The following is a 19,886-nucleotide window of genomic DNA, read 5'->3' on the forward strand; positions in this document are numbered from 1 at the left end:
GGCGGCTCCTCTCAGTGGCCGAGGATGCCGACGAGGACCGGGCCGGTCAGCGGCAGGAGGAAGTTGGAGAGGGTGTAGGTGATCGTGTAGCCGAGCAGGGGCACCGTCGACCGGGCGACCTGGCTGATCGCCGTGATCGCCGGGGTCGAACACTGCTGGCCCGCGATCGCACCGATCAGCAGCGGTTTCTCGATCTTCAGGAGTTTCAGGCCGACGACCAGGGAGAGGGTCGCCGGGATCAGCACCATGGCGACGCCGGCGAACGGCAGCAGCACGCCGTACTGCTTCAGCAGCGGCCACGCCTGCGGGCCGGAAGTCAGGCCGGTGCAGGCGATGAAGACCGCCAGGCCCATGTCCTTCAGCGTCGTCGCGGCCTGGACGGGGAAGGCCCCGAAGGTCTGCTTCAGGGAGCGGAACCACCCGAAGACCAGACCGGAGATCAGGCAACCGCCACCGGTGCCGAGGGACAGCGGCACGTCCCCGGCGCGGACGACGATCTGGCCGAGCAGCGAACCGGCGACGATGCCGAATCCGATGTAGATGAAGTCGGCGGCGTCGTTCTTGACCACCGCGCCGATCCTCTTCACCAGCCGGTCCAGGGCCGACCGGGCGCCCACCAGCGTGAGCACGTCACCGCGTTGCAGCACCGTCTCCCCCGAGGCCGGCATGTGCTGCTCGTTGCGGACGACCTCGGTGACGTAGACCCCCGAGTCGCCGAACTCCGGGTGCCGCGCGCGCACCTCGTCGATGGTCAGGCCCGCCGTGGCCTTCTCCGTGACGGCCACCTGCTTGGTGGCCAGCGGGGTCTCCAGGCCGGGGATCCCCGGCGTCTCGGGGCCGATGCGCCTGCCCGCGTCGATCACGGCGGCGCGGCGGCCGACGACGAGGACCAGGTCGGAGAGGGACAGCCGCAGGTCCGGCTCGACGGTGAGCGTCCTGCTGCCCCGTTTGACCGCCTCGACCGTGACGAGGCCGCCGTCCCGGGACCCGAGCTCGCCCACCGTCATGCCGTCGCCCGCGGTCACCAGGTAGGTGCGGCCGACCATGCCGGGCAGGCCGGGCAACTCGTCGCTCTCCAGCGTCTCCCTGCCGCCGCGCATCCTCCGCCACAGCTCCCGGGACGCCTCCTGGAGGTCGATGCGCATCATCATCGGCATGATCTGGCTGCTGTACAGCACGATCGTGATCAGGCCGAAGAGGTAGCAGACCGTGTAGGCGGTGGCCACGTTGCCCTGGTAGTGGGCGATCTGCTCGGCCGTCGGGCCGGTGAGCTTGCCGATCGACTCGGTCGCCGTGCCGACCACCGCGGACTCGGTGGCGGCGCCGGCCAGGATGCCGGAGGCGGTGCCGACGTCCAGGTCGAACGCCTTCGCCAGCCCGTACGCGATCGAGACCACGCAGACCAGCTCGATCAGGCACAGCACGCCGAACCGCAGGCCCTTGCGGTTGAGGTTGGCGAAGAACTGCGGCCCGGCCATGTAGCCGAGGGAGAAGATGAAGACGGCGAAGAAGACCGTCTTCACGTCGTCGGCGACCTCGGCCCCCGTCCACGCGCCCAGCAGCAGCGCGACGATCAGCGTGCCGGCGATCCCTCCCAGCGCGATCGGGCCGACGCGCACCTTGCCGAGGAGGTAGCCGGCGGCCAGGCAGAGGAAGAGCGCCAGCTCGGGATGGTCCTTGATGACACCCATGGCACCTCGGAGGGGTCGGGGTACGAAGGCCGCGGCACGGCACGGCCGTGTGGTGCGGGGAGGGGGGACTCCGGTGCGCCGGGCGGTCTCCCCCGCCGGATTCCGGTGGGGCCGGCGGCGGGGCGCCCGGTGCGCTGTCCGGCGGCCGTGCCCTCACGCGCCTCCTCTCCGCCCGGTGGCGCGCGAAGCCGCGCCGCTCCGTGTGTGGTTCCGACTCTCCGGTACGGGGCCGGACACCCACCATGTGGAGTGCGCCGGGCGGGTGAGGCGGCCCTCCCGGCACCGGCTCGCCACGCGGGGGGCGGGGCGCGGGGTGGGGATCGCGGGGGCGGGTGCGGAGATCGCGGGGCGAGGGCGGGGATCGCGGGGGCGGGGATCGCGGGAACGGGTGCAGAGGTGCGCGGGCGCGGAGATCGCGGGTGCGGATGCGGGGATGCGCGGGTGCGGAGGTGTGCGGGCGCGGGGCGGGTACGCGCCGGTGGTCGTCGACCTGGAAGCCGCAGCCGCGGACCTGTCGCCCCGCGCGGGTGCGGGTGCGCGGGAACGCGGGACCGCGAGACCCTGGGGACGCGGGGACGCGCGTCAGTAGCTCCCCGACGGGGAGGAAGCCGTCCACGGGTACCCGGGGGCGCGGGATCACAGGTGCGCGGGTGCGCGGGTGCCGCCGCCGTCAGATCCAGAAGGGGGCGGCCGGCACCCCCTCGGTGCCGGAGGCCGAGAGGCCGGTGCCCGGGGAGCGGCCCGTCAGCCAGGCGAGCAGGTCGGACTGCCGGCCGGTGACCGTGGGGCCGGTGCCGGAACCCAGGCTGTGGGCGAGGTCCGTGTCGGTGGCCTCGACGCGCAGGGCCGGGGTGTCGGGGCGGCGGCGCAGTGCCTCGACGAGGTCGTCGATGATCCAGCGCGCGGTGTCGGGCGGGATGTCGGCGAAGGCGTAGCCGGCGGCCAGGTCGGCGTGGTGGACCTCCAGCTCGCGCAGGCGCGTGGGGATCAGGGTGGCCGGTGTGCGGAGCTCACCGGTGCGCATGCGGACCTCGGCGTGCCAGGCCGCCGCCGGGAGGGACCGTACCTCCCGCTCGAAGCGGGCGGCGCTGTCGAGGACGTCGGCGACGAGTTCGTCGACCGGCCGGCCGGCTCCCGCCTCGATCTCCGCCGCCCTCGCCGCCATGCTCGCGTACTGCGGCGTCTCCACACCCGTGCGGGACCAGGTCAGCAACCGGCACAGGCTGTCGGTGGCACGTGCGACATGGGTGATGACGTGGCCGCGCGTCCACGGGGGCACCAGCGTCTCCCCGGCCACCTGCCGGTCGTTCAGGGACCTGACGGTGGCGACGAAGCGGCGGGTCGACTCGGCCACGGGGATCAGGATGTCTCGCTCTTGCACCATGCCTCCTACGGTCAATCCGTCATGCGGAATGCAAAGTCCGCATCACGGTATCCCGCTCGGTTCCGGAGGTCGCCCTCCGCCCGCCCGGGCAGGGCCCCCGAAGCCGTGGCGCGGTGGCGGCCCGGCCGGACCGTACGGGGCCCTAGACCGGGACCACGGCCGTCCAGAGCGTCGAAGCGCGGGAGGCCGGACCGCCGGAGCCCGGACATCCCGACCGCCGGGGCGCGGCCGTCCAGACCACTGGGGTACGGGGGGCCAGACCGTCGAGGTGCGGTCAGCACGGGCGGGCCCGAACGGCCCGGGCAGCGCAGTGGAGGGCGTTGAACCGGTCGCCGCTGTCGCGAACGGCCCGGGCAGGCGCGGGGAGCGCGGGCGCGCCCGGGGTCAGGGCTTCGGGAGGTCCGGGCCGGCGAGGGTGGCGACCATGAGGGCCTTGATGGTGTGGAGGCGGTTCTCCGCCTCGTCGAAGACGACCGAGTGGGCCGACTCGAAGACCTCGTCGGTGACTTCCAGCTCCGTCAGGCCGTGCCGTTCGTGGATCTCGCGGCCGACCGCGGTGCCCAGGTCGTGGAAGGCGGGCAGGCAGTGCAGGAACTTCACCCCCGGGTTGCCGGTGGCGCGCAGGACGTCCATCGTCACGGCGTACGGGCGGAGGGCGGCGATCCGCTCGTCCCAGACGCCCTTGGGCTCGCCCATGGACACCCACACGTCGGTGGCGACGAAGTCCGCGCCCGCGACGCCCTCCGCGACGTCCTCGGTGAGCGTGACGCGGGCGCCGCTCTCCCCCGCGAGCTTGTGGGCGTGGGCGACGACGTCCTCCGTCGGCCAGTACGCGCGGGGGGCGGCGACGCGGACGTCCATGCCGAGGAGGGCGCCGGTGACGAGGTAGGAGTTGCCCATGTTGTAGCGGGCGTCACCGAGGTAGGCGAAGGCGACCCGGTCCAGGGGCTTGTCGGTGTGCTCGGTGACGGTGAGCACGTCGGCGAGCATCTGGGTGGGGTGCCAGTCGTCGGTGAGCCCGTTGTAGACGGGGACGCCCGCGTACCGCGCCAGTTCCTCGACGGTCTCCTGACTGTCGCCGCGGTACTGGATGGCGTCGAACATCCGGCCCAGTACGCGCGCGGTGTCCTTCACGGACTCCTTGTGACCGATCTGCGAGCCCGACGGGTCGAGGTACGTGGTGGAGGCGCCCTGGTCGGCGGCGGCGATCTCGAAGGCGCAGCGGGTGCGGGTGGAGGTCTTCTCGAAGACCAGCGCGATGTTCCTGCCGCGCAGCGTCTGGACCTCGGTGCCGGCCTTCTTGGCCGCCTTGAGGCGGGCGGCCAGGTCGACGAGACCGCGGAATTCCTCGGCGGTGAAGTCCAGCTCCTTGAGGAAGTGGCGGCCGGTGAGGTCGGGGGCCATGGACGCTCCTGGATCTGCGGGCAGGTGTAGGACGAATGAAGATGGAAGTCTATACGATAGCTGGCATTCTTATTCAGGCGGGGTGAGGGGCCTGCCGCGCTGCGGGCGTCGCCGGCGGCACGGGGCAGCCGGACGGGGGCCGGGCGGGACACGGAGACGGGCGGGGGCCGGACGAGCGCGGGGCCGGGCGGGGCCGGGCGGGACACGGAGACGGGCGGGGTGGGCGGGGAGGAAGGGGTCAGGCGGCGTCGCGTTCGATGGGGCAGCTCATGCAGCGCGGGCCGCCGCGGCCCCGGCCGAGTTCGCTGCCGGGGATCTCGATCACCTCGATGCCCTCCCGGCGCAGGTGGGTGTTGGTGGTGACGTTCCGCTCGTACGCGACGACGACGCCCGGCTCGACGGCGAGGACGTTGCAGCCGTCGTCCCACTGTTCCCGCTCCGCCGCGTGCACGTCCTGCGTGGCCGTCAGGACGCGGATCGACGGCAGGCCGATCGCTTCCGCTATGGCGCGGTGCATGTGCTCGGGCGGGTGGTCGGTGACCTTGAGGACCTGCCCGCCCTCGCCCGGCTCGATCGTGTACGAGCGGAGCATGCCGAGACCCGCGTACTTGGTGAACGTGTCGGGCGCGACCATCGTCATGACCGTGTCCAGGTGCATGAACGCCCTGCTCTTGGGCATGTCCAGCGCCACGATCGTGTGTGCCGAACCGGCGGCGAACAGCCCGCGCGCGAGCATCTCGACGGCCTGCGGGGTCGTGCGTTCGCTCATGCCGATGAGGACGGCGCCGTTGCCGAGGACCAGCACGTCGCCGCCCTCGATGGTGGACGGGTAGTCGTCCTGCCCCTCCGACCAGTGGTGGAACGGGCCCGCCTCCGGCCCCGTGAAGAGGGGGTGGTGCCGGTAGATCGCCTCGAAGTGGACCGTCTCCCGCTGCCGGGCCGGCCAGCGCATCGGGTTGATGGACACGCCGTCGTAGATCCACGTCGACGTGTCGCGGGTGAAGAGGTGGTTGGGGAGGGGCGGGAGGAGGAAGTCGTCCAGGTCCATGACGTGGAGGCGGACGGACGTCGGCTCGGCGTGCCCGGCCAGGTACTCGCGTTTCGTCATCCCGCCGACCAGGGCCTCGACGAGCTGCGGCGTCTCCATCGCGTCGAAGGCGGAGCGGAGGCGATCGGTCGCGAGGGGGCCGTACTCCTTCTCGTCGAAGACCCGGTCGAGGACGAGCTGGCGGGCGGCGGGCAGTTCGAGGGTCTCGCGGAGGAGGTCGCCGAAGAGGTGCACCTCCACGCCGCGGTCCGCCAGGACGTCGGCGAACCCGTCGTGCTCGTGACGCGCGCGGCGCACCCACAGCACGTCGTCGAAGAGGAGGGCGTCCTTGTTGCTGGGGGTGAGGCGCTTCAGCTCCAGGTCCGGGCGGTGCAGGATGACGCGCCGCAGGCGCCCGGTCTCGGAATCGACGTGGAATCCCATTCCCCCATCCTGACCGAGCCGGGCGCTCGACACACCGTCATGGTCACGCGCAGGCGCGCAGGGTCAGGGCGATGAGGGTGCCGAGGAGGGCGAGGATCACCCCGGTACCGACACCGACCACGACGAACGGCCGCCTGTCCGCGCCGTCCGGCGGGTCGGTGCCCCCGCGTGCGGCCGGCCCCGCGGTCGGCGGGCGCCGGTCCCCCGGGGGTCGCGCGTCGCCGCCGCCCCGCGAACGCCCCTCCTCCACCGGGCGGGGCGGGCGTGCGGGCGGTGGCGGGGCGGCGGGGGGTGCGATCGGCTCCGCCCGGTGCCCGCGCGGGGCCTCCCCTGCGCCGCGTCCGCCCACCACGGGCCGCCGCTCCGGTGGTTCCCCGCCGTCGGGGGGGTCGCCCTCCCCCGCGGACCGGTCGGGAGCGGCGCGTCCGGCGTCGCGCTCGCCGCCCGCCGACCCGGCACGCGCCGCCGTGCCGCCGGCGCCCCGGCGGTCGGCCCCGGCGGGACTCCCCGGGCCGCCACCCTCCCGGGAGCGGTCCTCCCAGGAGCGGTCGTCCCGGGAACGGTCCCCCCAGGAGCGGTCGTCCCGGGAACGGTCCTCCCAAGAGCGGTCGTCCCGGGAGCGGTCCTCCCGCGCGGGGCGGGGGGCGTCCTCGTAGGGGTACGCGTCCGGTGCACGGCCGCCGCCGTCCGCGTGTGCCGTCCGGCCGGTCTCCCCGCGCGGGTCCGCGTCCCAGGAGCGCCACCCGTCGGCCGGCCCCGTGCCGCGGTCCTGCGGGGAGCCGCCGACGGCCCCGCGCCCGGACGGGTCCGGCGCGCGTCCGGGGCCGCCGCCCGGTGGACGGCCCTCCCGGGCCCGGGTGGCCTCCCCGCGCAGGTCCGCGCCGAAGGCCTCTTCGGCGGCCCCCCGCGTCACGGGCCGGTCCGCCCCGTCCGGCCGCGGAAGCGGGGCGGCGTCCCCGCGCGGGGCGGAGCCGGGTGGACGTCCGCCGTCCGCCCACCCTCCGGAACGATCCACCGGACCGTCCCAGGAGCGTTCGGCACCGCCACACGGAGAGGCAGCACCCTCCCACCCGCGGTCACCGCCCCCGGGCCGGACAGCACCCCCACGCGCACCCGGACCCGGCGAACCCCCCTCACCCACCCGCCCACCGGAACGGTCCACCGGACCGTCCCAGGAGCGTTCGGCGGTCCCACGGGGACCGTCGGCCCCCGGCCGCCTTCCCGGGCGGGCCTCCGTCGCACCGTCGTCCTCCCACCGGTCGGCCCCGGTCGCCGGCCGGTTCGCGGCCACGGCCTCGCGTCGCTCCCCGGTCGAGTCGGAGGGTCCGTCCGCCACCGGGCGGGGCAGGGGGGTGGTGGCGGCCCGCAGCAGCGCCTGCCAGGCGGGTTCCGGGAGGCCGGGGGCCGGGCCCTGGGTGATCTGCTGGACCGCCGCGCGCGCCGCGCGGTGCGGGCCCGTGCTCAGGCGCGGGAGGAGGTCCGTGACGCGGGCCGACAGGTCCGGGTCGTCCAGCAGCGGGCGCACCGCCCAGCGGTAGAGCGACGCGGCGTTCGCCGCCCGCACGTCGTCGGCCGGCCGGGCCGTGCCCGCCCGGTCCGTGACGAACAGCTCCCGGTCCAGGAGCACGGCGCACAGGGCCGCCCGCTGCTCCCGGTTCCAGGACGGCCACCGGTCGGCCGCCTCCGTCACCAGGGCCGTCAGCGTCTCGTACCCGGTGCCCGTCCGCAGGGCGCCGAGCAGTTCGTCGTCGGCGGGTCCGCGCCGGTGCGGCGAACCGCCCAGCCACCTGCGCACCCGCGGCCGGTCCTCGGACGGCACCGGCCACTCGGGCGCCACGACCGGGACCGGCGGGCTCGGCCGGGGCCCGGCCGCCGGGGCCTTGCGCGGCGGCGGGGCGGCGGGGCGGCGCGGGGGCGGGTCCAGGGGCGGCAGGCCCGACAGCGCCGCCTCGGCGAGGGCCAGCAGCGTCGTGGGGCCACCGCGGGTCGCCCGGTGGTGGTCCGCCGCCCGCTGCAGGGCCGCCCCCACCGCGTACTCCTCGCGCAACTGGTGGCGGACCAGCCGCTCCGCGACGGCCTCGGCGCGGTCGCCGCACCGCTCGGCGGGGTCGGTGCGCCGCCGGGCGGTGCTGCCGGACGCCTCGCCGGTCCAGCGGCTGACGAACACGAACCGCAGCCCGTCCGACTCGGCGGTGTCGTGCGTGGCGAACGTCCACCGCCGCGTGATCTGGCCGCCGAAGATGCCGTACAGCCCCCACAGCACCCGGTGCGCCGCCCCGCCGGACGGGTCGAGGAGGGTGAACCCGGCGTTCGGGTGGCGCAGGAACTCGGCGACGGCGCCGACCAGTTCGCGCCGCACCCGGGCGAGGCCGCCGGCGAGGAGCCGCTGCCCGGCGTCGGCGGCGGGCAGCAGCGCGCCCTCCGGGACCGGCGGCAGCGCGCCCCGCACCTCGGCCAGCGGCAGGTCGCCGCCCTCCCACGACCAGGGGTGCAGGCCCAGGCAGGTCGCGGGGTCGAGGACGGGGGCCGGGCCCATCAGGGCGTGGCACACGGTGCTGGCGCGACCGCCCGCGTCCCGCCACGGCGCCCGGTGCACCAGCAGGACCTGGTCGCCGCTCTCCAGGCGCAGCAGCGCGGGCGCCGTCGCCTCCCCGGTGGCCCGCAGCAGCGGCGCGGTCATCCGGAACACCGCGTCGGCCAGCTCGGGCGCGCACGACCAGGCGACCGGGCCGAACCCGGTCGTGCCCGAGAGGTTGTCGGTGTCCCAGCGGAAGACGATCTGGTCGACCAGCCTGTCGTGGGGGGACATCAGATCCCTGCCTCTCCGTGGTCCACTCCCGGCAGGAGCCCGCACATGGCGAAGATCGACAACAGGGGCGCCAGGACCCGGCGGGGCCGGACGCCGTGCGGGAAGCGGTCGTCGCGCGCCTGCCCGCCGGTCGCCGCCACGAAGTGCAGCGTGCAGCGGGCGCAGTCGTCGAACGGCCGCAGCCACGCGGGGGTCGCGTGCCGGGCGACGAACGCGTGGACGTCGCGGCTCTCGGCGCGCACCTCGTCCGCCCGGTACACCGGCGGCAGGGCGCGGCCGAGCCACTGGTCGACGGCCGGTTCGACGCGGACGAGGTCGCTCTTGTTGACGGCGATCGCCGCGGGCGCGGCGATGTAGGGCCCCCAAGTGCGCGGGACGCGGTTGAGGACGGCGGTGAACGCCTCGTCGCCCAGGTCCCGCCGCCGCAGCCCGTTCAGCGCCCGCACCGGGTCCAGGGAGGTCAGGCGCAGGGCCCGCAGCGGGTCGAGGACGAAGACGAACGCGTCGACGCCCGTCAGGAACCGCGCCACCTCGCCGTCCTGCGCGAGGTCCTCGCCCGCGAGGTCGAAGAAGACGACGGGCCGGGTCGGGCCGCGCCCGGTGACCAGCAGCCCGTCCGCGAACCGGGCGAACGTCTGCTGCCCGGTGCGGCCCAGCTCCCTGCCCTGCAGGAGGCTCTGCACCCGCTCCCGCAGGAACGTGCGGTGCGTGTCCGGGTTCAGCGGCAGGCACTTGAGGCCGTACGGTTCGAGGCCGCCCTGCTCGACCTCGCCGAGCATCGCGGCGAGGAGGTGGGTCTTGCCGACGCCGGAGCTGCCGACGAGGGCGATGGTCAGGGGCCGCCCGTTGGTCAGGTACGGCACGGGCAGCTCGTGCAGGGTGTCCTCGTCGGCGTACGGGCACAGCTGGTACGCCGTCCTGAGCAGGTCCTCGCGGTGGGCGGGCGGCAGGTCGCCGCTCAGGTCGAGGGGGATGCGGTCGCCCTTCGGGTCGATGGTGACGAGGCGCGACTCGTCGTAGGCGACGGGCAGCAGGCAGTGCGGGCACAGCCGCTCCACCGACGTGGTGTCCGCGGCGGGCGGCGACAGCGCCACCGGGGCCGTCCCGGCCGCCACGGGCCGCCGGGCGGGGGTCCGCCTGGGCCACCAGCGCCGGGGGCCCTGCGGCTCCGGCTCCTCCGGCTCCTCCGGCGGCGGGGGCCGGTCGAGGCCCAGGTCGGCGCGTTTGCGGGCGATCTGGGCGTCGTACTCGGCGCGGCCGCGGCTCAGCGGGTCGGGGCCGCCGGCGGACAGGGCGAGCGGGTCGGGGACGTTCAGCAGCCGCATCAGCTCGGCCGGGGCGGGGCGCCCGGCGGCCAGCGGGGCGAAGGCGCCGCCCCGGTCCAGCGCGGTGAGCCCCCGGAAACCGGCCAGGTCGGCGGGTGGGCCCGCGCCCCGGTCGGGGCGCCCGGCGACGAGGAAGTACGCGAGCTGCGCGACGGACCACAGGTCGTCGCGCGGGTCGGCGGCCCCGGTGCCCCGCCGCTGCTCGGGCGACGCCCAGGGGGCCGCGCCGAACGCCTCGCGCGGCTCCCCGGCCCGCAGGGCGGCGTACGGCTCCGCCAGCCGCACGTGCTGCCCGTCCCAGCGGACGGTGTTCGGGTCGATCGCGCGGTGCACCAGGCCGGCCGCCTCCAGCAGGCGTACGGCGAGGGTCAACTGGGCGGTGACCTGCTGCTGCTCCCCGACGCCGAGGGCGCCGCCGTACGAGGCGAGCGGCTCGCCGTCCGCGATCCGGTACAGGATGAACGGCTCGGGCGCGTCGAGGTCGTAGCCGACGACGCGGGTGAAGACCTCCCCGAACCGCTCGTGTCCGTACCGGCGTTCCAGGGCGACGGCCGCGGCGGCCTCCCGTTCGAGGGCGCCGTGCGCGTGCGGGTCGCCGGGGGCGATGCGGTACTGCAGGACGGTCCAGTCGACGCCGAGGGTGACCCTGCGGGCCAGTCGTCCGGGGCGGCCGGGCGGCTCGTGGTCGGGGCCGAAGCGGGCCGCGAAGCGCACCGGGTTGCCCTTGTGGGTGAGGAACGACAGCGCGTCGCCGGGGTGGTGGGGGTGGGTCACGACGGGTCGTCCTCCTCTTCGGGGGTCTCCTCGCGGACCGTGCGGACGGTGTCGGCGCGCAGCGGTACGAGGCCCAGCACGCCGGCGTGGCGGCCCGTGGGCGTCCACACGACGTCGTCGGCGTACTCGGCGCGCACGGCGTGCGGCCGGTCCTGCCAGGGCCCGCCGTCCGGTTCCGCCGCGCCGCGCCGGAACGCCTCGGGGGCGAAGCGGACCTGGTGCACGGTCAGCGGGTCGGCCGACAGCAGCCGCCGGTGCTGCGGTCCGCACAGCGGGACGGCCGGTTCGGCGTCGCCGCCGCCGGGGGCGAGGAGTTCGGTGACCCGGTCGGAGGCGACCCCGGTCATCCGGGTGGCGTCGGGGCGCCGCCCGGGGTTCGGGTCGTGCGGGGGCGGGGAGGTCGCCGCGTCGCGCAGGAGGCGGCCGTGGACCTCGTCGAGCAGGTCGCGCATGGGCCCGTCGAGCGGGGTGCGCCCGGCACGGGCGGGGTCGCGTTCGATCCGCGCCCAGCAGGGGGCGAGGATGCGGCGGGTGCCGGAGGCGAGGTCGGCGACGAGCGTGTCGACCAGGTCCGGCCCGCCGTCGCCGCGCTCCCGCTCCAGCCACGGCGGGTCCTCGGCGGGTCCGAACGGCGACCAGTCGTCGTCGAACCCGTCGAGCGGGTCGTGCGAGGGGTCGGGGACGGCCTCGTAGGCGGGTCCGATGTGCCGCGGCGGGCCGGACCGGTCGTAGGGGCGGGCGGGGCCCGCGAAGTCGTACGGGTGGGCCGGACCGGCCGGGACGTCGTACGGGGTGTCGGGGGCGGCCGTGTCGTACGGGCCGCCGTCCGTCTCGTACGGGCCGCCGAAGCCGCCGTCCGGGTCGCCGTACTCGCCGTACCGGTCCCCGGAGCCGCCGTCCCGGTCGCCGTACGGGCCGGCCGGGTCGCCGGCGTACGCGTCGGAGCCCGCGGGCGCGGGATCCGGAGGCCCGAACGGGGTTGCCGGGGCCGCGTCGTACCAGCCGTCGTCGGCGGCGCTGTCGCTCCAGGCGTCCCACGTCCACAGCTCGCCGCCGCCGTTCGCGTCGGCCGGGGGCGCCTGCCGGGGCGCGGGCTCCGGCCGGGCGCCGCGCGGGCCGGGGACGGAGGCGGCCCCATCGCCCCCGCCCCCGCCCCCGTACGCGTCGGCGGTCGTGGCGAGGGCGCGCAGCAGCAGGGCGGTCGCGCGGGCGCCGTCCGCGCAGTGGCGTCGCGCGTCGGCGAGCAGCCAGTCGTGCACGGCGGTCTCGGCGAGGAGCCGGTCGACGCCCGTGACGACCCGCGCGGCGTACTCGGCGTCGGTGCCGCGCCACCACGCGTCGACGGAACGCTTCCAGTCCCGCACGGCGAGGACCACGGCCCCGACGAGGGCCAGGGCCGCCGCGGCGGCCCCCGCCCAGGCGGGCAGGGCCGAGAGCGAACCCGCCACGGCCCCCGCGGTGCCGCCGGCGAGGCCGCCGAGGAGCCGGGCGGCGATCCGGGTGGTGCCCCCGCCGTCGTACCGGCCGTCCGGGGAGCGGTTCGGCCGGTGACGCCACATCAGGGCGGCCAGCGCCGCCGCCGCGGCCCCGGTCGCGGGGCCGAGGAACCAGCCCGGCCCCGGCCACAGCCCGGCCACGAACGCCGGTACGAGCGCGAGCAGCGCCGCCGCCGCGGAGGTGCCGCCCGCCCGGAACGGCGGCGGGCCGGCGAGGTGGCGCAGGTACGCCGGGTCGCACAGCTCGTCGAGGCGGGCCAGCCGCGCCGCGCTGCCCGCCGGGGCGGAGCGGTCGGAGAGGGCGGCGAGCCGCGCGGCGGCGGACCGCAGCGGCAGGGGCTGGTCCAGCAGGTGCTCGGTGAGGTCCCGCAGGGCGGGCACGACCCGGGTGCGGGACGCGGCGGGCAGGTCGGGCAGGACGATGCCGCGCTCCAGGAGCCGGGCCCGCTGCTCCTGGGTGAGCCGCACGCCGTCCGCGTCGGTGAACGCTCCGGCCACCGTGTCCCGGTACGCCTCCAGGGCGCGGCCGAGGCCGACGAGCCGGCCGGGCAGGTCGGCGCGGCGCGCGCCGGCCCCGAACAGCCCGGCGGGGCCGCGCGCGAGCCGGTGCCCGGCGCGGGCCTCCTCCAGCGCGTCGTCGCAGGCGCGGCGGCGGGCGGCGGCGGGGCGCGAGGGCTCCAGCCACCGGTGGCCGGCGACGGCCTCGGGGAGGGAGTCGTCGAGGAGGACGGCGAGTTCGGCCGGTACGGCGTCGCCGGGTCCGCCGCCGGACGCCTCCTGCCCGGTGAGGGCGCCGAGGGCCTCCTTCCACACGCGCGTGCGGGCCTCGTCGCTCAGGTCGTGCTCCACGACGCGCACGGACGGGACGGCGACGCCGTGGACGACCCCGGCGAGGGCGTGCAGGACGGCGTCGAACACCTCCGGCTGGAGGAGGAGTTCGACGAGCGGGCGCAGGCCGTCCGGGTCGTCGGCGGTGTGTGGGTCGAGCACCCACAGGACGCCCGCGGTGGGCGGCCGCAGGGTCAGGGGGCGGCGCAGGGCGCTCCCCCCGGCCCCCGCCCCCGCCCCCGCCCGGGCAGGGGGGTTCCCCTCCTCGGGGGCGCCGACGGCGAGGCAGACGACCCGGGCGGGGCCGTACGAGTAGAGCCGCTCGTACAGGAACTGGTGGGCGACGAGCCGGGCGGCGTCGTCGACGACGAGGAACCGCCGCTCGTCGCCGCCGGGCTGCGGGGTGTCGAGCGCGGCGCGCACGGCGTCCGCGCCGGTCCCGCCGGTCGCGCCGCGCAGGTCGAGGGGGACCGCGTGGCCGGGCGGCCGGTGGGCCGGGGAGGTGCCGGGGGTCTCGCGGAGGTTCACTCGCCGTCACCGTCCAGGTCCCACGGGTACGCCGACGCGGAGCGGGGGCCGGGAGGCGGGTCCGCGGGGGCGGTGTCGGGTTCCGGGCCGGTTCCGGGCCGCGGCGCGCGGCGCGGTCCGGAGGCGGCCCCATGACGGGGGCCCCTCCCCTGACCGCCGTGGTCTCCGTAGCCGCCCTGACCGCCCCGATCACCGTGACCGCCCTGGTCACCGTAGCCGCCCTGGCCGCCGTGACCGCCGTAGCCGCCCTGACCGCCCTGACCGCCGTGGTCACCGTAGCCGCTCTGGCCGCCGTAGTCCCCCTGACCGCCGTGGTCTCCGTAGCCGCCCTGACCGCCCCGATCACCGTGGCTGCCCTGGTCACCGTAGCCGCCCTGGCCGCCGTGACCGCCGTAGCCGCCCTGGCCGCCGTGGTCACCGTAGCCGCCCTGACCGCCCCGATCACCGTGGCTGCCGTAGCCGCCGTGACCGCCCTGGTCACCGTAGCCGCCCTGGTCACCGTGGCCACCGTGGCCGCCGTGGGCGCCCTGACCGTCGTGGCCGGGTGGCGCCGGGGGTTCGGGCGCGGTGGGGGGCGGTCCTTCGTCCCGGTCGCGGCGGTACCGCTCGTGCAGGTCGCGCAGCGAGGAGCGGGTGGGGTGGCCCTGGGTCTCGAAGGCCAGGTCGAGGGCGCCGGGCAGGGTCTCGGACCAGAAGTGCCGCAGGGGCGCCAGCCACTCCTCGTCGCCCCAGCGGGCGGTGAGGGCGTCGATCCGGGCCAGCTCGCGCGGCGCGATCTCCTCGACGAGGGCCAGGAACAGCGGTGACGGCTCCACCGGCGTGGTGGTGAGGCCGGCCGGCTGCATGTCCATGAGCCGGTCGCAGAACACCCCGATGATCGACTCCTCCTCCAGGAGCGCGGTGCGTTCGTACGCCCGCAGCAGCCCCGCCCAACTGGACAGTTGACCGTCGAACGGCTCCACGCGGAGCGCCATCGTCGCGGACTCGCCGCGCTGGAGGTGGATGCGCACGAGGTCCGGCGAGGCGTCGTCGCCCTCGCAGCGGACGAGGCCGTTCCACATGGCGCACAGGATGCGGTGCAGGATGCGCTGCCGGTCCTCCTCGGTGCTGACGAGCCAGTCGTCCCGGTAGCCGAGCCGCTGCCGCCAGGCCAGGAAGTCGTCGGCGCGGCCGGCCTCCCGCGCCTCCGACCAGAGCTTGAGGAGCTCCCGGACCTCGGAGATGTCGGTGAGGCTCATCCCGCTGCGGAACAGCACGACGGTGATGGACTCGGAGTCGACGGCGTGGGGTTCGACGTCGGCGTGCGGGGGCAGGTAGAGCGCCTTCCTCAGGTAGTCGGCGGTGCGGCTGTCCCACTCGCTCTTCGGGTAGGTGATGAGCACCTTGAGGGGGCCGCTGCCGTCGGGGGTGAACCCGACGGGCAGGAGTCCGGCGACCTGGGCGCGGAACTGCTCCAGCCAGCGGCTGTCGACGGCGGCCTCCGCCGCCTCGTCGCCGGCCGCCGCCCGCAGGAGCAGCGCCATCGACGGCAGGAGGGGACGCTCGTTGAGCGTCTCCCCGTTCTCGCCGAAGAGCTGCTTGACGCGGCGTTCCAGGACCTGCTTGACCTCCTTGACGGCGGCGCCGTGGGAGCGGCGCACGGCCTCCAGGGCGCGCAGCCAGTCCGCGGGCTCCACGAGGGCGGCGAGGATCCCGGCGGCGTCGGTGTTCTCGTCGGGGAGGCGGAGGCTGCGGCCGAGGCGCTGGACGACGTCGTCGTAGAACACGCGGAGGCTGTTCTGCGGGGGCAGCAGGTAGGAGACGCCCTTGCGGTCGTCCCGGTAGAGCTCGCGGCGGCGGTCGGAGAACAGCTTGCCCTCGCCCTCCGCGTGCCCGCGCAGGGCCCGGACGAGTTCGTCGAGCTCCTTGACGGCGCGGTTGAGCACCGGACGCCACTGCGACTCGCTCTCCTGCCAGGCGCGGTGCCACAGGGCGTGGGCGCGCCAGCGGTACCAGTCGTCCTGTTCGGTGAGGGCCTCCCGGACGTCGGGATCGCTCCAGCGGGCCGGTACCAGGCCGGCGGCGCCGCCCTTGATCCTCGGGACCTGCGGCGCGGCCTGCTGGACGTGGGCGGGGCGGTGGGGTTCGCTGCGGCGGTTGTCGAGCATGCCGGTGAAGCCGACCTCCGCGACCCGCTCGGGGTGGCCGCGCAGCCCTTCGGCGACGGCCCTGACCCCGAAGGGCCCGTACGTGCCGAGGAGGGCGCGGACGGCGCTGCCGGGCCGGAAGTCCTCGACGAGCCGGGGCATGTCGCGGGCGAGGTCGCGTTCGAGGCGCACGAGGGCGTCCTCCATGTCGCCGCGGCGGTGGTGGAGGGCCAGCGTCACGGCGCGGCTGCCGCGGGGCGGCAGCTCGGGCTCCGGGATGTCGGGCGCCCGCCGGGTCCACAGGTCGTCGATGCGGGAGTGCTCGAACATCTCCCGGACCCGCGCGGTGCCGTCCTTGACGGGCTGCTTGGCGCGTTCCTCCATCCCCCGCACGGCCTGGGCGAGGAGGCGGGCGGCGACGATCTCGGCGAGGTCGTCGACGGGGACGGTGAGGGACGCGGCGAGCGTGGTGGACATGCCCCGGTAGCCGATGCCGGAACGGGCCGTCTTGGACCGCTCGACGGCCTTGTTGATGAAGCTCTCGGCGAACGACTGGTAGTCGTCCTGGGCGCGGCCCCCGCCGGTCTGGTCGGGCAGTTCCGTGCCGATGAGGGACATCACGAGGGCGGTGACGGAGCGGCGCAGGTCCTCGTTGCGGATGACGGCGGGCTTGCTGAACAGGAACGCGGTCTGCACGGTGGAGGCGCGCAGCCGTACGGTCGTGTCGCCGGGGTAGCGGATGCTGATCCGGGAGCGGTGCTCGACGTCCCCCACGTCGGCGTCGGCGTTGGGCATGTTCTGGTCGTCGACGAGCCGGGAGAGGTCGACGAGGGCGCGGGCGCCGTTGAGTTCGGCCTCGCGACCGCCGCCCCCCTCGGGCGGGAACGCGGACGGCATGACGACGAGCGGGTAGATCTTCACGCCGGGCACCTTGGCGTTGCGGAACTCGTGCCCGACGAGGTGGAGGAAGTCGTAGTAGATGCCGGCCCCGGTGCCGCCCGCGACGGAGAACGCGACGAAGACGTCACAGCCGCGGATGCGACCGCCGCCGAGCCGCTGGAGGTCGCCCGCGCTGGTGCCGATGGCCCCGATCGCGGCGCGCAGCGGGCGCAGGACGGGTTCGAGGCCGCTGCGGAGGGTGGCGAACAGGGCGGCGCGGCCGACGGTGGGCAGTTGCCCGGCCCCGCTGTGGAGGGGGGCGACGCGGGGCTGGCGGACGTCGGGGGGCAGCCAGTCGCGGGTCTCCTCGTGCAGGGCGACGCGGAGCATCCGGGTCACGTCGGGTGAGCTCTCGAACTCGCCGGGCAGCAGGTCGCGGACGACGCGGGAGGTGCGCGCGTAGGCGGCGGCCTCGGTGCCCTTCGCGCTGAACTGCTGCTGCCGCTGCAGTTCCCCCTCGCTGAAGTCGGCGTACACGAACTGCAGGCAGTCGGGCAGTTGGTACGGGGCGCGGCGGCCGCCGTCGACGAGTCGGGTGCCGTCGGGACCGCACAGTTCGCGGCGCAGGCTCCGTTCGAGTTCGGAGCCGATCCGTCCGCCGGTGCCGCCCAGGCCGACGAAGAGCATGGGCTGGTAGATCTTCATTACGTCTCCCCTCGGGACGCGGGCGCCCCGTCGTGCGGTCCTGCGTCAGAAGTGCTCGTTCCAGGTGCCGGCGTCGGCCCTGCGGTCGTCGCGGCCGCCGTCCCCGCCGTCCGGGCGCGTCCAGGCGGGTGCGTCATCGGTGCCGCCGTCGCGGCGGGCGGGTGCGGGGCGGCGCCCGAAGGGCAGCCGGTCGCGCCAGGTGCCGCCGGTCGGGGCGCCGTCGCCGGTGGGGCGGCGGGGGGCGGTGGGGGTGTCCGGGCGGGTCCCGGAGGGGCTGTGGACGGCCAGGTCGAGGCCGTCGTCGAGGCCGGTGGCGTGGCCGGGCCGTACGGGCTGCTCACGGCCGCCGTACGGGCGCAGCCGCAGTTCGCCGCCGCCGGTGCGGTGCAACTGGTGGGTGCCGGCGGCGCCGGGGCGGGCGCGCTGGAGGGTGGGGGCGGCACCGCGGGGCTGCTCGACCGTGAAGGGGAACGTGCCGTTCTGGCCCTGTCCGGCCCGTACGGTGAGCCGGTCCAGGGTGCGGCCGTCGCGGAGGAGTTCCAGTACGGTGCCGGTCAGGTCGCGCCTGCGGCGGCGGGCGGTGAACCGGACGGCGAGGAACGTCCCGAGGAGCAGCACGGCGGCGGCGCCGCCGGCGAGGAGCGGCCACCAGCGTTCCGTCCAGGTCGGCGGGGCCTCGACGCGGACGTCGAGGAACGTGCTGTCGAGGAGCCGGTCGCGGTCGGCGGTGTCGACGGCGGTGATCTGCCCGCCGATGTCGCCGAGCGGGGTGCCGGGGCCGACTTCGAGGGTGAAGGGCGTGTCGCGGCGGCTGCCCGGCGCGACGGTGACGGTGGCCGGGTCGACGCGGAGTTCGGTGCCGGCCGCCTGGTCGGCGAGGGCGAGCCGCAGGGTGTGGGGCGCGCTGTCGTTGTTGGTGACGGACAGGGTGCCGCGGACGGTGCCGCCGGGGTGGACGGTCGTCCGGTCGACGGTGAGCCCGGCCACGACGGCAGGGGTGTCCTCGCCGCGCTGGGTGTGCAGCGGGCGCAGGTCGGAGGTGACGCCGGGCGCGGCCATGCGGGTGGTGAGCCGCAGCGCCCCGGTGGCGCCCGCCGGAACGGTGACGGTGCCGGTGAACCGCACGTCGGAGGCCGTGCGGTCCGGGGCGCGGCCGTCGTCGGCGAGGGCGACGTCGACGGGCGCGAAGCCGTCCCCGGCGAGCTGGGCGGTGACCTTGATGCCGGTGAGCTGCGCGGGGTCGGTGATGACGACGCCGCGGCGGGTCTGCATGCGGACCTCGACGACGGCCTTCTCGCCGGGGCGGGGCGCCGCGGGGTCGAGGGTGACGGCGGAGCGGAGTCTGCCCTGCCAGATGGCGCGGACGGCGACCTCGCGGTCCCGGTGGCCCTCGGGGGCCTCGACGCGGGCGCGCCAGCGGCCGGGCAGCGGGTCGTTGACGCGCAGCGCCTCCACCGGGCCGTCCTGGCCGCTGAGTTCGAAGGTGGAGCCGTCGAAGCGGCCGCTCGTGGGCACCTTGCGGCCGCGCGGGTCGTAGTAGGTGACGGTGACCTTCGGGTCGTGCTTGCTGACGGTGATGGAGCCGTCGGTGGCGATCGGCGGGATGGTCACGTACAGGTCGGCGGGCGGGCGCTTGGAGTCGCCGGGGATGACGCCGGCGCAGCGGGCGGCGGCGAAGACCTCCTGGAACGCCTTGTCGATGCCGGTCGAGTCGGCGACGACCCGCATGCGGGGGGTGGCGGAGGGCAGGTCGGCGCAGCCGCCCCGGTAGCCGCCCTCGGCCATGTCGGTGAGCGTGGCCCGGTCGATGGCCCGGCCGAAGCCGAGCGGCCAGATCTGGACCTTCTCGCGGCGGGCGCGGGCCAGTTCGTCGGCGAGCCGCTTCAGGCCGTTGGCCTTCCGGCTGTCCCGGTCGGCGCCGTACTCGGGGCTGTCGTCCACGTCGAGGCGACCGTCGGTGAGGAGGAAGACGACCTTGGGGGTGGTGGGCGTGCCCTTCTCCGTGAGGCGGTCGACGGCCTGGCGGATGGCGGCCGGGAAGTCCGTGCCGGGGCCGACGCGGGCCGGGTCGCGGTGCGCCAGCCGCTGCACGCAGTCGCTGAGGCGCTGCCGTCCGGCGGAGTCGGCGACGGTGAGCGGGCACACCTCCCGTACGGGGGACTGGCCGGGCTTCTCGGAGCTGCCGAAGCCGATGACGGTGGCGCGGGAGCGTTCGGAGATCTCCCCCTGGGCGAGGAGCGCCGCGGCCTCGACCTCGCGGCCGAGGTCCTCGTCGGACAGGCTGTCGGACTGGTCGACGACGATGGCGAAGTCGACCGGGTCGGCGCCCTCGGCGGTGGCGCTCCGCAGGGCGGCGCCCACCGCCGCGGCGGGCGCCGGCGGCGGGGCGGGGGTCAGGGCCGCGAGGCCCAGGGCCAGGGTCAGGGCGGCGGCTCTCGCGGCCCGTCCGGTGCTGGTCAGTCGCAT

Annotated in this window: 9 protein-coding genes; all 9 read right to left on the reverse strand. The window is 76.3% G+C overall.

All coding sequences use genetic code 11. The features are described from left to right. Positions 1-11 precede the first annotated feature (11 nt). Positions 12-1,691, reverse strand: a complete 1,680-nt coding sequence (aspT, locus tag AC07D6_RS10820) for an aspartate-alanine antiporter (protein ID WP_479043356.1) — start codon at positions 1,689-1,691, stop codon at positions 12-14. A 670-nt stretch (positions 1,692-2,361) separates the two neighbouring features. Continuing rightward, positions 2,362-3,075: a maleylpyruvate isomerase family mycothiol-dependent enzyme gene (locus AC07D6_RS10825; protein WP_479043357.1), complete on the reverse strand. Its 714-nt coding sequence runs from the start codon at positions 3,073-3,075 to the stop codon at positions 2,362-2,364. A gap of 384 nt (positions 3,076-3,459) precedes the next feature. After that, the gene (gene argF, locus AC07D6_RS10830; protein WP_479043358.1) at positions 3,460-4,479 is read right to left on the reverse strand and encodes an ornithine carbamoyltransferase; all 1,020 of its coding nucleotides are present in this window, start codon (positions 4,477-4,479) and stop codon (positions 3,460-3,462) included. Between the two features lie 238 nt (positions 4,480-4,717). After that, positions 4,718-5,950: an arginine deiminase gene (locus tag AC07D6_RS10835; RefSeq protein ID WP_479043360.1), complete on the reverse strand. Its 1,233-nt coding sequence runs from the start codon at positions 5,948-5,950 to the stop codon at positions 4,718-4,720. A 43-nt stretch (positions 5,951-5,993) separates the two neighbouring features. Then, complete coding sequence (locus AC07D6_RS10840; protein ID WP_479043361.1) at positions 5,994-8,759, reverse strand: hypothetical protein; 2,766 nt, start codon at positions 8,757-8,759, stop codon at positions 5,994-5,996. After that, positions 8,759-10,858, reverse strand: a complete 2,100-nt coding sequence (locus AC07D6_RS10845) for a hypothetical protein (RefSeq protein WP_479043362.1) — start codon at positions 10,856-10,858, stop codon at positions 8,759-8,761. The genes AC07D6_RS10840 and AC07D6_RS10845 overlap by 1 nt, the downstream gene beginning before the upstream one ends. Further along, on the reverse strand, positions 10,855-13,710 hold the full coding sequence (locus AC07D6_RS10850) for a hypothetical protein (protein ID WP_479043364.1): 2,856 nt from the start codon (positions 13,708-13,710) through the stop codon (positions 10,855-10,857). Before AC07D6_RS10850 ends, AC07D6_RS10845 begins: the two co-directional genes overlap by 4 nt. Then, on the reverse strand, positions 13,707-17,420 hold the full coding sequence (locus tag AC07D6_RS10855) for a tubulin-like doman-containing protein (protein WP_479043365.1): 3,714 nt from the start codon (positions 17,418-17,420) through the stop codon (positions 13,707-13,709). The genes AC07D6_RS10850 and AC07D6_RS10855 overlap by 4 nt, the downstream gene beginning before the upstream one ends. Before the next feature lie 45 nt (positions 17,421-17,465). Further along, positions 17,466-19,886, reverse strand: a complete 2,421-nt coding sequence (locus AC07D6_RS10860) for a VWA domain-containing protein (protein ID WP_479043367.1) — start codon at positions 19,884-19,886, stop codon at positions 17,466-17,468.

This window comes from Streptomyces sp. NPDC045287 (assembly GCF_056432325.1).

What these genes read in the sequence shown, in the direction of transcription:
- aspT (WP_479043356.1), bottom strand. Translation starts at nt 1,691, where the DNA reads ATGGGTGTCATCAAGGACCATCCCGAGCTGGCGCTCTTCCTCTGCCTG.
- AC07D6_RS10825 (WP_479043357.1), bottom strand. Translation starts at nt 3,075, where the DNA reads ATGGTGCAAGAGCGAGACATCCTGATCCCCGTGGCCGAGTCGACCCGC.
- argF (WP_479043358.1), bottom strand. Translation starts at nt 4,479, where the DNA reads ATGGCCCCCGACCTCACCGGCCGCCACTTCCTCAAGGAGCTGGACTTC.
- AC07D6_RS10835 (WP_479043360.1), bottom strand. Translation starts at nt 5,950, where the DNA reads ATGGGATTCCACGTCGATTCCGAGACCGGGCGCCTGCGGCGCGTCATC.
- AC07D6_RS10840 (WP_479043361.1), bottom strand. Translation starts at nt 8,759, where the DNA reads ATGTCCCCCCACGACAGGCTGGTCGACCAGATCGTCTTCCGCTGGGAC.
- AC07D6_RS10855 (WP_479043365.1), bottom strand. Translation starts at nt 17,420, where the DNA reads ATGAAGATCTACCAGCCCATGCTCTTCGTCGGCCTGGGCGGCACCGGC.
- AC07D6_RS10860 (WP_479043367.1), bottom strand. Translation starts at nt 19,886, where the DNA reads ATGCGACTGACCAGCACCGGACGGGCCGCGAGAGCCGCCGCCCTGACC.